Source organism: uncultured Campylobacter sp. (genome assembly GCF_937921625.1).
In the GTDB taxonomy this organism is placed as follows: domain Bacteria; phylum Campylobacterota; class Campylobacteria; order Campylobacterales; family Campylobacteraceae; genus Campylobacter_B.
Genome location: NZ_CAKZTI010000010.1, coordinates 1 through 12,879 on the forward strand (window position 1 = coordinate 1; position 12,879 = coordinate 12,879).

Below are 12,879 nucleotides of genomic sequence, written 5' to 3' on the forward strand. Positions count from 1 at the left end.
AAACCCCACCCATCCCCCGACAACGCTTTAAGCGGTGCGAGCCTTACGACTCGCGTTAAATTTTAATAGGGGTTGAATTTACGGCATGCGAAATTTTAAAATTTAGCCGAAATTTACAGCTCACAAAATTTTAAAATTCCAAGCGCAAAAGAATTTTGAAATTCCAAATACGATAAAATTTAAACGGCGGCGGAATTTCGGAATTCTGATCGGCAGCAGAATTTCAAAATTCCGTAAATTTGAGCGAAATTATAAAATTTCGTAAATTTAAAACGATTGAATAAGGAGGCTTAATTGAACCCGATTACCGAAAAGCGCAGCGTTTCGGGCTACTACTACGCCGAGGATCGCGAGTATGTGTACTTCGTGACGGACGCGCCGCGCGAGCAAAACTACCGCTTTATTTTCGACGCGGGCGCGATCTATTTGCAAGAGGGTGCCGCCGAGGTGCGGCCTAGCAGCGAGGCGGAGTTTTTCGCGATCGTCAAAAAGATCCTCGCGCAGTATCGCGATAAAATTTTAGAGCACTCCGCAGAGCTTGAAAATTACGAAAAAATCTACACGAGACGCGGCGATTTTTCAAAATTTATGAAAAGGCACTCTGTCCTAAAATACGAAATCCGCAAATTTCAAAACAAAATTTCGCATTTTTACGAGGCGCTTCTCATCTGCGCAAATGAGCAGCCGGCGCTGAAAAAACAGCTGAAAAACTACGCCTACGAAGCGGGCGTTTTTAAAGGCGTAATGAGCGAATACGCCGTCAGGATCGAGGATATCTATCAATTCATCCAAGGCCTCAAAAACGACAAAATCAGCCGCAACATCTACATTCTCACGATCATCTCGTCGCTGCTGATGCCGCTAAATTTCATCACGAGCTTTTTCGGGATGAACACGACGGGGCTGTTTTTAAGCGGCTCGGCGCACGGCACGCTCATCGTGACGCTTGCGATGTGCGTGATTTTCGCGGCGATGGTCGGCTTTCTTATGCTCTACGCCAAAAAACGAAACTAAAGCGGAGGAGTTAAATTTTGAACAAAAACGAGCTTAAAAATATCCTAGGCGGATACCTCGGCAGGGAGATTGCGGGCGATTTTAGAGTGCTGAAAGAGCACGAGATCGCGCTCTGCAACGACGCGGCGAAATTTCCTTTTGAGGGCGATAGTAAGCTGTTGCGCGAGTTTTGTATCTTTGCAGATAGCGGCACCGGCGATCTTTGGCTACTAAGCTCTAGCGGCGAGATCGCGTTTTACGACCATGATCTGGAGTTTTTGTCCGAAGCAAATTTGAAAAAATTCGATCTAAATCTTGCGAGCTGGCTAAAGATCGCGGAGCTTTTTTGCAAATTTGAAACCCTTGGCGACCCGAGTAGCGCGCAAAAGACGGAGTTTAAGCAAAGCGTAGCTAAAATCTGCCCGCAAATTTTAGAAATTTGGGAAATTTAAGCGCTGTTTGCGGCGTCTAAATTTAATCGTAAAAGCGCAAAATAGGAGGAGTGATGAAATTTATCGCATATTACGACTCGCCGCTTGGCGAAATCACGCTCGCGGGCGATGAGGCGGGGCTTTGCGGGCTGTGGTTCGAGGGCGAGAAATACTACGCGCACGCTCTTGCGGCAAGCGGTGCGGATGAAAAGCAGGACAGCGCCGATCTGTTCGCAAAAGAGAAGCACGCCGCAAGCGAAACACAGCGCGATTTTGCGGCGTTGAAAAAGAGCACAAAGAGCGATTTTGCTGCAAAAGCGACGAACGGCGCAGATGAAAAGTACAACGCGCGCGATTTCGCAGAAGCGGAGAGCGGCGCGGACGTAAAATTCTGCGCGAACGTACTTGTAGCGAGCGAAAAATTCTGTGAGCGCGATTTTGCGGCTCAGGATGCGAGCAAAAAATCTTACGCGACCGACCTTTCGGCGCAAAGCGTGGGTGAAAAATTTTGCATAAACAAGCAAAGCGGCTACTTCGAGGAGAAAAACCTGCCCGTTTTAGATCAAACCAAGCGCTGGCTTGATCTGTATTTTAGCGGACGCGAACCCGGTTTTACGCCCGCCCTAAATCCCGTGGGCTCGGCGTTTAGGCGCGCCGTGTGGGAAATTTTGCTCAAAATTCCTTACGGCAAAACTACGACCTACGGGCAGATCGCGCGCGAAATCGCCGCGGCGCGCGGGCTAGCGAAGATGTCCGCGCAAGCCGTGGGCGGTGCAGTAGGACACAACGATATCTCGATCATCATCCCCTGCCACCGCGTCATAGGCGCGCACGGCAACCTCACGGGCTATGCGGGCGGCATCGATAGAAAAATAAAGCTGCTGAAGCTCGAAGGCATCAATATGTAGGGGCTTTTCACGCCCTCAAATAGCACTGCGCCGTAAGAATACAATTTAAGCGGCCGGTAGCGCGCCAAAGGCCCAAAAAAAGCCAGCCGGATAGCAAAGCCGCGCAAGATGGGGCTTGTGCCAAAAGGACGATAAGCGTTGCGAGCCGTATCGTCAAATGAGCCTAGCTACGTCGCCGAAACGGAGCCCCGCCTGAAACTCAAATCGGCGCACCGCAAAACGTCCCGCACTGGTGCGCCCATAGAGTGGATTGAGCAAAATTTAAAATTTCGCCGCTTTTTCTCCGCCTCTCGCAGAAGCCGCATCGATTTAAAATTTTAACGCGCCGAGGACGAACAGATCGGCCGCTGCAAAATCTGCGATAGCCAAAAATCTACAAGCGGCGCCGAAACGGGCGCGAAAGCCTGCAGTGAAAAAACTAATAGGTGGCGTCGCGCCTGCTTCTTAAAACTGCGGCGGGCTAATTGCCAAGGAGCCCGCTTGAATTAGCGTTTTAAACCGCCGCGCAAAAAAGATGAAATTTTATCTTTTCGCGTATGATTGCGCCGCATCTACAAACAAATAAAGCTCGCAGCCTCTTAGCGAGCGGAAGCGCTGCCGCTACGCCGCTTAAACCTGCGCGGATCTAAAAATTTTATAAATTAAAATTCCATGTCGCGGACGATTTAAAATTTCGCGCTTCAAACGATCCGTAAATTCCGTGCTTCAGGCTGCGGCGATTAGATCTTAGCACTCCTAGCGGTGCTTTTTCATACAGACGCGCTCGCCTCTAAATTCCACGCCTTCGGCCTCTAGCAGTTCGCGCTGAGCCGCAAAGCTCGCCGCCAAAGCGCCCGCGTGATAAAGGGCGCGGTGGCACGGGTAGTCGCCGTAGAGCTCTGCTTGCGAGAGCACGCGCCCCACGAGCCGCGAGTGAGCGGGCAGCCCGATCAGGAGCGCGATCTGCCCGTAGCTAGCGACCCTGCCCGCGGGGATCTCCCCCACAAGGGTAAAATTTCATAGATCAAATTTTGCGTCAAAACCATGGCGCGATTATACTTTTTCGCATTTAAATTTAGACCTAAATTTAGTCACTTTGCGCCGCTAAATTCGATATAATTTCTAAAATTTAGCGCTTTATAAAAGGAGCGAGCTGTGGACGAGAAATTCCAATCAGACACGAAAGAGCTGGACGAGAAATTTGCCGCTATCCCTGAAAATTTAAAGAAGCGATACGATAGGCATAGATTTATCAGACGCGCGATTATGGCGTACTGGTCATCAGCGTTTGCTACTTTTTATTTTTCGATGATATTGGGAGCATATTTGGAACCATTTTTTACAAATATCGGCATAAAATTATCATCTGAAATTTTTATATATATTCGTGATGTCGCGATAATAGTTTTGCCTATATGCGCGACGATCTGCTTTTTAAGATACACTAAGACTAAGCGATACAGCAACCTTTTTATCAAAGATCAAGGGGATAATTTGTTGGTTTTTACGATCGAAAATTTTGCCAGCATAGTTTTGATTTTATATCCGATTCTGCTTATTTTGGGGTCATTTTTCGTCGAAGATAATGACGGAGGATATGGTATTTATGCATTTTTATACGGCCTCTTAGTGGCTCCAATCTGCTTGTTAATCTTTGCGATATGCTATTTTTTCAATAAAAGCTCATATACACCCGCGTCCGGGGCTTCAGATCTACGCAGGGAGCCCGATCTGGCGACTCAAAGCGCAAAATCCGCAGAGGAAAGACTAACCGAACTAAACGACCTGGACGCAAAATTTAAAAATTTACCGCGTAATCTAAAAAATCGCTACGACACACATAGGCTTATCAGACGCTCTAGCGTGACGTTTGTGGGCTTTACGGTTTTAGTTTCGTGGTTTGCAAGCTTTGTAAATAACGTTCTGGGCGGGCTTCTTTCTCTTGCTGCGGTGTTGATTTTACCATATATTTTTACGCGAATTTATCTAAAAAGCTATCCGACGAAAAAATATAGCAAACTTTTTATAAAAAATCAGTGCTTTTCTCTGGCGGTTTTTATAATCGAAAATTTAGCCAGCGTGGCTTTGATCCTCTATCCGCTTGCGCTCATAATAGCGGCGCTGATCGCTAAAAATAATGAGAGGATAATAGGTCTGTTTTTGAGCGGTTCAAATGTATTATCGCTTTGTTTTCTCGTTTTTGTAGCGTGCTATCTGTTTAATCGAAGCACTTATATTCCGAAGGACGAAGCGTAAATCTCGCTAAATTTAACCTCGTGTCGGTGCCCTGAATTTCATTAAATTTAGCCGCGCTTTTAAATTTTACGACGCGGCGCCTCGCCTAATTTCAAAATTTAGTAGTTTTAAAATTTTACCTTGCCGAGGCCTTCGGGCGAGCGAAATTTAAACCGAATATTCAGCCCCTCTTTATATGTAAAGGAATATAATTTCAAAACAGATATCAACTTTGATTTAAAGGAGAAAAGATGCAAAATCAAAGACGAAACCTGCTAAAAGTAGCCGCTTTGGCGGCGGGCGCTGCGATGCTCGGTACGAGCGAACTGGTTGCGAGCGAAAAGGCGTTTAAGCTCTCCAAGCGCGATCATAGCAAGCAAAGAGCGCTGCTGCTCTCAAGCTCGGGCTACAAAGACACGAAGTATCTATCGCACGCGGTGTCGTGGATCGGTAAATTTGCGCAGGAGAACAACCTCGCGGGCAAAAAGATCGTTTTTATCCCTTACGCGAGCCTTCGCAGGAGCTACGACGAATATGAAAAGCGCGTCAAAGAGGCGCTTGCGAGCTTAAGCTTGAATATCGTCGGTGTTCATCACGCTAAAAATGCCGCGAAGGAAGTCGCGAGCGCGGATTGCATATTCGTAGGCGGCGGCAACACCTTCAAGCTCGTGCACGATATGTATGAAAACGAGCTCATCGCCCTGATTAGCAAAATGGTCGAGGACGGCACGCCGTATATCGGCTGGAGCGCGGGCTCGAACGTCGCGGGCGCTACGATGATGACGACGAACGATATGCCGATCATCGAGCCCGAGTCGTTTAATACCTTCAACATCTTCCCGCACCAGATCAATCCGCACTTCATCTCGGGCAAGCCTGCGGGGCACAACGGCGAGAGCAGAGAGGAGAGGCTGGAGGAATTTTTGATCGCTAATCAAAAATCGACGGTGTACGCGATGCCGGAGGGTACGGCGTTTTGGCTTGAGGGCGAAAAGGCGACCGTGCTAGGGCCTGCTGCGGTACTAAAGATGAATTATAAACAAAAGGTTAAGTTGATCGAGCCGGGCAGCTCGTTTAAGTATTGATCGCACCCGCTTAAATTTAACCAAGAGGTGCCAGACGGCACTGCTCGTTTGAATGCGCAAATCGGTTAAATTTTAATTGCGGCGCTCGGCTAAATTCGGGCGCCGCTTTTAAATTTATGCGGCAAAGCGCATTTTGCTTATGTGGACGCATGGTCAAAAGATAAACATCGATTTAAAGCGGCGTGCGATCGCCGAAGCCATAAAAAGTAAAATTTAAAACGCAGATAAAATGCCCCGCGTCCACCTTCTTATGCCGCTCGGCGATTTTATTCCGTATATCGCGGACATCCTTGCCGGCTGCGGCGGGACGGTATATTTGCAAAAAAGCGGCGGCGCTTATAGTGCCGTAAAAATCGATGTGGGCGGCCGCCGAAACTTAAGCGATCGGGAGCAAAGTTTTAAATTTTTTATTTCGCTAGAATCGCCGCAAGAGCCCTAATCGCCCGTAAGGATATTTTACGACGATATGCATCAAAGCATCATCGAAGGCACGGGCGAGCAGAGACGCAAGAAGCTATAGAGATGATCGCGCTGCGACTCGTCGCAAAAAATCGGGGCGCGGCTACTTGGGAAAATTTTCTCAGCGATCAAAGATAAACTCAAAACGACGAAGCGATCGGTCGCGGGCTTAGCTGCGGCGCTTATTTTTACAAAGATTATTTTTACGTGAAGCGCTACGCGGACGGTAAAATTTTAAAATTTGATCCAAACGACGACAAATTGCCGAATATTACGACGCCGTAAACGGGCGGCACCGCCGATTTAAAGATCAAAGGGCGCCGCGACGAGCAAACGAGCACTTCCGCCTGTATCGCCACTCGCTTGCGCCGAGCGGCGATGAGCTTGTAGCCGAGATTTTAAAAACCGAAAAATACCAAAAGGCGGTTCGGCGCATAAACGTACCCAGTAGCGCCGATACGTAAGGTTTAAATTTAAGATAAGGGAGCGAATTATGCGGGCAGCAAACGGCACGGATTATGCGGAGTTTCAAAACGAAATTTTATCTTTTTACCGCGAACATGGGCGGGCGCTGCCGTGGCGACAAACGAGCGATCCGTATGCGATCCTCGTATCGGAGTTTATGCTGCAGCAGACCCAGACGCAGCGAGTGATCCCCAAATATGCGCGCTGGCTGGAGGAATTCCCCACCGTGCGCGCGCTCGCCGACGCGCCTTTTACACAGGTGCTACGGTGCTGGGTGGGTCTGGGCTACAACCGCCGCGCGCGCTATTTGCACGAGTGCGCCAAAAAGATCGTGCGCGAATTTGACGGCGCCGTGCCCTCTAATCCTGCCGCACTGCGGACGCTTCCCGGTATCGGAGCTTACACCGCCGCAGCCGTCGCCGCGTTTGCCTACGATAAGCCCACGATTTTTATCGAGACGAATATCCGCGCCGTTTTCATCCACTTCTTTTTCTCGTACCGCGAGGAAGTGAGCGATAAAGAAATCGCGCCGCTCGTGCGCGCGAGCCTTTATGAGGAGGATCCGCGAACGTGGTATTATGCGCTGATGGACTACGGCGCGGCGCTCAAAAAGCGGCGGGACAATCCGAACAGGCAAAGCAAACACTACGTCAAGCAGTCTCAATTTAAAGGATCTCTGCGTCAGGCGCGAGGAGCGATCATCCGTGCGCTTATCGCGCAGTCGTCGCAAACGCACGACGAGCTCGCCGCAAATTCTTGTGCGGATACGGCCGCGCAAACGGCGCTTTTTAATCGGGCGCTTGAGGCTTTACTGCGCGAAGGCTTCGTAGCAAAATTTGAGCACCTTTATACTTTAGCCCCCAATTTTAAGGACGACGCCCCAAGCGCGAAATAACTAATCACTTACCGTATGTTACCGATCATTGCCGAATACGGCGAAGCGGTTATATTCGGCAAAAGAAGCGACGACGCTTTTATGCCGCAAAATCGATGCGGGCAACCGCAGAAATTTAATCTAGAAAAACGGAAGAAATTTACAATTTTTTATCTTGTCCGAATCGCCGTAAAAGTGCGGATCGCTCGCGTGGAGATTTTACGATAAGGCGCCGCATCAAAACACCATCAAGAACGCCGAGGATGAGAGGGCAGAAAACCGCGCTGCGGTAATGTCGGCAGTCGATGCGCGAGGCGGCTAAATTTAGCAGCCGAATTTAAGCGGATTTGAGCTTTTGCTTTTCGCGTGCATTAAAATTTGAAAGCTTGATTTAACCCTTGGGATAGTAAAATTTCGCAACGACTTTTATTTGGAGGAAAATGCAATATTAAATACGAAATTCCGCGCGAGCGATGAAATTCTCCGTTTCAAACGCTTTGGGCACAAAGGAATAAATAAATGAACTTATCAAATAGAATAAAGGCGCTAAAGGCGCGGCTTAAACTGCAAAAGCCGGAAATTATAACAAATCCTGTACAAAAGGATGAGTTTGTCGAGCAAGATCTGTGTGCGGTAAAGATCTGTGCGATTTAGACCATAGCACAATCAAACTCTTATTGGGAGATTTGCAGGTTTTCAATGACTATACTTTTAGGTATTATATCCTGGATTTTATTGATTTTTACGAGCGCTTCGGCGATGAAGCGATTATAGAAGATATGTTTATTCAAGCATTTACACCACCTATGCGGCGGGCGCGAGCGAAACAATTTAGCAGGGATGAAGTAAAAATAATCATAGATTTTTTACAAAAAAATTATGAAAATATTACAAGAATTACGCATTCCAAGAAATATAAAAAGTTAAAACTCTATGAGCAAGATAAAATTTATATACCATTCAAACATTTTGAAAAAGAGATAAAAAATGCGATAAATTTTTGGACAAAAACATTATAGTAGCACCTTTAGAAGAAGGTATTAGAAATACTAGAACAATTATTAAACGTAGGAGGAAACAATGAATAATCTAAAACTTATACAAGACTGGTATGCTTCCAAATGCGACGGAGAATGGGAGCATCAATACGGCCTTACGCTGGAAACGGTCGATAACCCGGGCTGGTGGATCGAAATCGATGGCGAGAACGGCAAAAAGCCGATAAAAATAAATGTCGATAGAGATGACGAGGATTGGTTTTTCGTCAATGCCACGGAAAACAAACTCAAAGGAAGTTGTGGAGCCGAGAATTTAGAGGAGTTATTGGAATACGTGGTAAAATGGCTAACGGATTAAAATTTAGCGAAAGCATTATGAAAGAGCTATATAAAATTTATCTGAAAGATAGTAAAAAGAGCTTCGTAGCCACTGGAAATACTACTCATTACGACGGCAATAAAATTTTACCGCAGCCGTTTGCTTTAAGCATCGTTCAATACGATGGCGACAGCGGATTTTATCTGTTCTATCTCGACAAATCGGAGAAGGAGCAAACCGATACCTATCATGAAAGCATAGAGGGTGCGTTTAAGCAGGCGGAATTTGAATTCGGCGTAAAGAAAGAGGATTGGATAAAGCTTTAGATTATGTAAATAAAATATTGCCAACCGATTAAATTTAAAAAGGAGCATTATGAAATTTAAAATTTTCAAGCCAAAGCTTTATGAAAAGTATAAGGATATGGTTATAGAGGTGTGAGGGTGAATACAACATTGATGGCTAAAATAGATATTTTATTAAATTTGATAAATTTTGCTAACGATATGCTTAATGAAAATATGCCCCCGACAACAAGCTACAGCCCAATGAGGCACTATTCAAACAATGACAACTATCTCAAAAAAGCCTTAGGAATAAGAAATGAGCACTAGGATAGGTTTAATACTTTTGGGCGCATTTTTTGTATTTGAAAGCATTCTTGGCTACTTTAGCGGAAAGATGTATTTTAAATACGGAGGCTGGAGCGCAGTTGAGCCGGTCTATGTTATCAAGATTTTTATCATCGGCGTATTGTTTGCTTCTGCAGGAATTTTCATAAACAAAAAAATAGGTAGAGTGATTAATGCCTTGATAGGTTTAAGCCTTTTGATAATATCTATAGAAATTTTTACAACGCAAGATCCCGCAGGAATACAAAGCAAAATCGGATATCCTTCTCTTATCTCGGGATTTTTGATTTTACTTATTAGTATCTCGTTTTTTTATCTCGCCTTCCGCTCTGAAAAGAACATAAAAAGATACCCGAAGTATATGTGGTGTAAGGACTGCTTTAAATTTTACATGTACGAGGATGTCAAAGATACGGATCAAATTTGCCCGGACTGCAGCAAAAAGCTTACAGAGTATAATGACGGCGGCTACTGGAAAAGAAACACCTCCGATCAAAGCGCTAAAACTCCGAAGATCAAAAGGCGTAAATTTAAAAAGAGATGAAATTCGATTTGTTATAGAGGAATATATAAAAATGCTAAATAGAATTTTCGCACTAATCGGCTTTTTTGCTTTTTTCGCATGGGGGCTGGCGGCCGTTTTATTGGGAAAAGTCGATATAAAACCCGGCTTTATGGCATCTGTAAAGCTTGAAAGCGCGTATCTGCGTATCATCATAGGAATTTTATGCTTTGTGGCGTGCGCTTTCTTTTTATATCTCGCATTTCGCTCCGAAAAAAGCATAAAATATTATCCTAAATTTATGCGCTGCAAAGAGTGTTTTAAATTTTATAATTTCTCGGACGTTAAAGATAGGAGTATTTGCCCTAAGTGCGGAGGCGAACTGCAAGATTATGCCGAGATAGAAAAGTGGAATCAAATAGAAAAGAATAAAAAGCTTCAGAAATATTTTAAATTTGAAAAAGAGTGGCTAAAGAGGGTGTAAAATCGGTGCGATGAGAAATAAAATATTCAAAAGATAGACGCAGTTAAGGTATAAAATTTTAAAATTACATATGTATTTGCAAGCAATATCATAAGGCGTTATAAATAAAATTCCAGTAAAGGAGGCAAAAATAAGATGAAAATTTTGACATTAATATTAGCTATAATTTGGATGGCAATATTTAGGGGTTGCAAGGATCTTTTGTTAACCAACCATTTTATTACTTATGGGAACGGGGGCGGCTATGCTAGTACTTGCGAAACATTGTTTAGCGATTATCCTATAGGTGTCGAAAAACTTTATGAATTAAAGAGTAGAAATGATTTAAAAGCCCCGATATATATAATAAAAGATGGAAATTTTACGATAGCAGATGTTAGAAAAGGAATATTTGGCGTCGTTCCTATCGAAAGCTGTGGCGACAAGTGGTGTAAAATTTACTATCCCTGCAGCGAAACGGAGTATTTTATAAAAAAGGGCGATATAGTAAAAAGAGATTATTAGTCGTCAGGTGAAAGATGCTTGGCGCGGATTTTAAAATTTTAATACGCGCAGAGTATCCAAGCGAGCATAGCGTAAATTTAAAGCGAGTTGAGAAAGCAAATAAAACAAGAAGGATTCAAAAATGAAAAGCGTAAAAGGTATTTTCCGTTATCTTTTTCCGGTAAGAGATGGACGAGAACTGTATTGGATTAAAATTCCAAAAGGGCAAAGCGGTCGTTTTGGAAAAGAATTTATATTCGAGCCCGAATCGATTGCGAAATCGGACGCGCAAAAACTCGGTCTAAAAATAGATCCAAAGCTTTTAAGCGATAAGCGAATTAAATTTCATATACGCGATATGTATTATAAGACATATTATGATATAACATCTTTCGGTATCGATGAGAGCTACGCCGATTCTCGGCAAATAGATCTTGATTTAGAAGATATAAAACAAATTGTAAAATCGGATGCAGACGATCCTTATTATGTATATGGCTATAGCTTAAACATAGAGCAGATGAGATCTTTTGGATGCCTTGATATGGTTAAGCCCGGTTTTTCATACTTCTTTGGTTCCTCTGCCGGCCATGAAAGAATAATCAAAGCTTCAAATAGCAGCGATAAAAATATAAAAGGCTGCTATATAAATGTCTTTGATAGCGATACGGAAGCCTTTTACTTGGCACTATTGGACGTTAAGCTGCCTTTTAGCGAAGTTGCAAAAATAGTCCGCCCGCTGAGCATAGAGGCAAATATCCACTATTCTTATAGCCTCTCCGAAGAACAGATTATAAAATTGGGATTTCCTGAAATTTTAAAAGAAAACGACGGCAAAATCGACGCTCAAATATCGGTAGAGATAACATAATCTAAAATTTGGCCGTTAAAATAATTAAATAATGCAGCCCAAAATTAGAAATTTATGCGTATCACTGGAAAATAAAATTTTAAATTGACGTGCGTTTAAATTTTAAAATTTAAGCGCCCTTTTTGTTATAATTTCATCAAATTTAAAAGGAGAGACGATGGCTTTATTAAATCTTTTCAAAAAAGGCGCAAAAAATGGCGGTAAAAACGGCACAAAGATCGGCAAGAGCGCGCAGGAGCGCAAGGATATAAGCATCGAAATTTTAAAATCGCAGGGCGTACCGTACATTGACCATCTGCCGCTGCGATACGAGACGAGCGAGATCACTCCGCGCGAAAAAGACGAGGTCATCGCCCGCGCGATCTGCTCGTATGCGGCGATAATGTGCGCCTGTTCGATCAGAGACGAGGGCAAGCTCGCGGATGAGGGTAAGCAGGGCGCGCAGGGCTTCCTTACGAACCGCTACGGCTGCATAGACAAGCTCACGCGCATGGAGCGCCGCGTCACGCAAGGCGAGGCGAGCCGCGACGAGGCCATAAATATGGGCTGGAAATACGAGTCGCTGTGGGCGCTGATGTGGGCGATGGGGCTCGTGGATGAGCTTAGCTTTCCGAGCGAGATCTGCGATTGCACCTTTGTGATGGACACCTTTAGCGGCGGCGATTTTTCGGCGCGCGTGAAGCTGCGGGGCACGGATGAAATTTTGCAGGCGCTCGATCTCATCTACCGCTACCACTGGGCGTGCGTCAATGCCCGCGTGCACGGCTCAGACTGCGCGGGACTCGACGAAGAGGTCGTGATGGAGAGACGGGGCGGACTAGAGTGGCTGTGCTGCAAGGGGGACGAAAACGATAATCTGACGGATGAATATAATGCGTGGGATTATCCGGACTTGAATACCTAGCAACCCTTTTTTCCTTTATATGTCGTTGGAAATTTCGCCGAATTTCAGTCGCATATTATAATATACGCTCCTTCATTCGGCTCATTTCCGCCTCGCCTAAAGAAAAAATACTGCGCGTTGTCTTGACTTAAAATTTCTGCACAACATTTAAATCTATCTCGCGATACTGCCGCTCTTGTATTCTTTAACTCAAATTTAAACCAGCCTGCGCTTAAAAATTAAATTTCGCCTCGTTTAAGCGAAAAATACTTCGCCTT

General features: G+C 44.8%; 17 protein-coding genes. 15 read left to right on the forward strand and 2 right to left on the reverse strand.

Translation table 11 applies throughout. The features are described 5' to 3' along the window. Positions 1–294 precede the first annotated feature (294 nt). Genes Q0101_RS01530 through Q0101_RS01540 form a run of 3 tightly spaced genes read left to right on the forward strand, consistent with a single transcriptional unit; the run spans position 295 to position 2,332 of the window. Positions 295–1,014, forward strand: a complete 720-nt coding sequence (locus Q0101_RS01530) for a CorA family divalent cation transporter (RefSeq protein WP_297941620.1) — start codon at positions 295–297, stop codon at positions 1,012–1,014. A gap of 17 nt (positions 1,015–1,031) precedes the next feature. Further along, the gene (locus tag Q0101_RS01535; protein ID WP_297941623.1) at positions 1,032–1,445 is read left to right on the forward strand and encodes a hypothetical protein; all 414 of its coding nucleotides are present in this window, start codon (positions 1,032–1,034) and stop codon (positions 1,443–1,445) included. Between the two features lie 53 nt (positions 1,446–1,498). Continuing rightward, a complete protein-coding gene (locus Q0101_RS01540) occupies positions 1,499–2,332 on the forward strand; it encodes a methylated-DNA--[protein]-cysteine S-methyltransferase (RefSeq protein ID WP_297941626.1) in 834 nt (277 codons plus the stop codon). A gap of 735 nt (positions 2,333–3,067) precedes the next feature. Here Q0101_RS01540 and Q0101_RS01545 read toward each other — a convergent pair. Beyond that, positions 3,068–3,316 carry an MGMT family protein gene (locus Q0101_RS01545; protein WP_297941628.1) on the reverse strand — a complete coding sequence of 83 codons (249 nt, stop codon included), beginning with the start codon at positions 3,314–3,316 and terminating at the stop codon, positions 3,068–3,070. Positions 3,317–3,466: 150 nt separating this feature from the next. Here Q0101_RS01545 and Q0101_RS01550 point away from each other — a divergent pair, with 150 nt between their 5' ends. Together Q0101_RS01550 and pepE are read left to right on the forward strand one after the other, a co-directional pair. Beyond that, on the forward strand, positions 3,467–4,567 hold the full coding sequence (locus tag Q0101_RS01550) for a hypothetical protein (protein ID WP_297941630.1): 1,101 nt from the start codon (positions 3,467–3,469) through the stop codon (positions 4,565–4,567). A gap of 230 nt (positions 4,568–4,797) precedes the next feature. Next, on the forward strand, positions 4,798–5,631 hold the full coding sequence (pepE, locus tag Q0101_RS01555) for a dipeptidase PepE (protein WP_297941632.1): 834 nt from the start codon (positions 4,798–4,800) through the stop codon (positions 5,629–5,631). Positions 5,632–5,803: 172 nt separating this feature from the next. Here pepE and Q0101_RS01560 read toward each other — a convergent pair whose 3' ends face one another. Continuing rightward, positions 5,804–5,953, reverse strand: a complete 150-nt coding sequence (locus Q0101_RS01560; RefSeq protein ID WP_297941634.1) for a hypothetical protein — start codon at positions 5,951–5,953, stop codon at positions 5,804–5,806. 630 nt (positions 5,954–6,583) lie between these two features. On the opposite strand from Q0101_RS01560, the gene Q0101_RS01565 reads away from it, so the two are divergent. The 10 genes from Q0101_RS01565 (at position 6,584) to Q0101_RS01610 (ending at position 12,622) form a co-directional block, all read left to right on the forward strand. Next, positions 6,584–7,450, forward strand: coding sequence for a hypothetical protein (locus tag Q0101_RS01565; protein WP_297941636.1), 867 nt, complete (start codon positions 6,584–6,586; stop codon positions 7,448–7,450). Between the two features lie 498 nt (positions 7,451–7,948). Next, a complete protein-coding gene (locus Q0101_RS01570; RefSeq protein ID WP_297941638.1) occupies positions 7,949–8,083 on the forward strand; it encodes a hypothetical protein in 135 nt (44 codons plus the stop codon). Continuing rightward, positions 8,056–8,448: a hypothetical protein gene (locus Q0101_RS01575; protein ID WP_297941640.1), complete on the forward strand. Its 393-nt coding sequence runs from the start codon at positions 8,056–8,058 to the stop codon at positions 8,446–8,448. The genes Q0101_RS01570 and Q0101_RS01575 overlap by 28 nt, the downstream gene beginning before the upstream one ends. 61 nt (positions 8,449–8,509) lie before the next feature. After that, on the forward strand, positions 8,510–8,785 hold the full coding sequence (locus Q0101_RS01580) for an immunity 53 family protein (RefSeq protein ID WP_297941642.1): 276 nt from the start codon (positions 8,510–8,512) through the stop codon (positions 8,783–8,785). Beyond that, the gene (locus Q0101_RS01585) at positions 8,770–9,072 is read left to right on the forward strand and encodes a hypothetical protein (protein ID WP_297941644.1); all 303 of its coding nucleotides are present in this window, start codon (positions 8,770–8,772) and stop codon (positions 9,070–9,072) included. Before Q0101_RS01580 ends, Q0101_RS01585 begins: the two co-directional genes overlap by 16 nt. A gap of 277 nt (positions 9,073–9,349) precedes the next feature. Beyond that, positions 9,350–9,922, forward strand: a complete 573-nt coding sequence (locus Q0101_RS01590; RefSeq protein WP_297941647.1) for a hypothetical protein — start codon at positions 9,350–9,352, stop codon at positions 9,920–9,922. A 31-nt stretch (positions 9,923–9,953) separates the two neighbouring features. After that, entirely contained in the window at positions 9,954–10,364 is a 411-nt protein-coding gene (locus Q0101_RS01595; protein ID WP_297941650.1) for a hypothetical protein, read from the forward strand. Between the two features lie 135 nt (positions 10,365–10,499). Beyond that, positions 10,500–10,868, forward strand: a complete 369-nt coding sequence (locus Q0101_RS01600) for a hypothetical protein (protein ID WP_297941652.1) — start codon at positions 10,500–10,502, stop codon at positions 10,866–10,868. A 121-nt stretch (positions 10,869–10,989) separates the two neighbouring features. Then, complete coding sequence (locus Q0101_RS01605; protein ID WP_297941654.1) at positions 10,990–11,718, forward strand: hypothetical protein; 729 nt, start codon at positions 10,990–10,992, stop codon at positions 11,716–11,718. Positions 11,719–11,875: 157 nt separating this feature from the next. After that, complete coding sequence (locus Q0101_RS01610; RefSeq protein ID WP_297941657.1) at positions 11,876–12,622, forward strand: DUF4272 domain-containing protein; 747 nt, start codon at positions 11,876–11,878, stop codon at positions 12,620–12,622. Positions 12,623–12,879: the final 257 nt, after the last annotated feature.

Coding starts and splice junctions, on each gene's coding strand:
- Q0101_RS01610 (WP_297941657.1), top strand. CDS start 11,876: ATGGCTTTATTAAATCTTTTCAAAAAAGGCGCAAAAAATGGCGGTAAA.
- Q0101_RS01580 (WP_297941642.1), top strand. CDS start 8,510: ATGAATAATCTAAAACTTATACAAGACTGGTATGCTTCCAAATGCGAC.
- Q0101_RS01540 (WP_297941626.1), top strand. CDS start 1,499: ATGAAATTTATCGCATATTACGACTCGCCGCTTGGCGAAATCACGCTC.
- Q0101_RS01600 (WP_297941652.1), top strand. CDS start 10,500: ATGAAAATTTTGACATTAATATTAGCTATAATTTGGATGGCAATATTT.
- Q0101_RS01565 (WP_297941636.1), top strand. CDS start 6,584: ATGCGGGCAGCAAACGGCACGGATTATGCGGAGTTTCAAAACGAAATT.
- pepE (WP_297941632.1), top strand. CDS start 4,798: ATGCAAAATCAAAGACGAAACCTGCTAAAAGTAGCCGCTTTGGCGGCG.
- Q0101_RS01605 (WP_297941654.1), top strand. CDS start 10,990: ATGAAAAGCGTAAAAGGTATTTTCCGTTATCTTTTTCCGGTAAGAGAT.
- Q0101_RS01585 (WP_297941644.1), top strand. CDS start 8,770: ATGGCTAACGGATTAAAATTTAGCGAAAGCATTATGAAAGAGCTATAT.
- Q0101_RS01590 (WP_297941647.1), top strand. CDS start 9,350: ATGAGCACTAGGATAGGTTTAATACTTTTGGGCGCATTTTTTGTATTT.
- Q0101_RS01595 (WP_297941650.1), top strand. CDS start 9,954: ATGCTAAATAGAATTTTCGCACTAATCGGCTTTTTTGCTTTTTTCGCA.
- Q0101_RS01570 (WP_297941638.1), top strand. CDS start 7,949: ATGAACTTATCAAATAGAATAAAGGCGCTAAAGGCGCGGCTTAAACTG.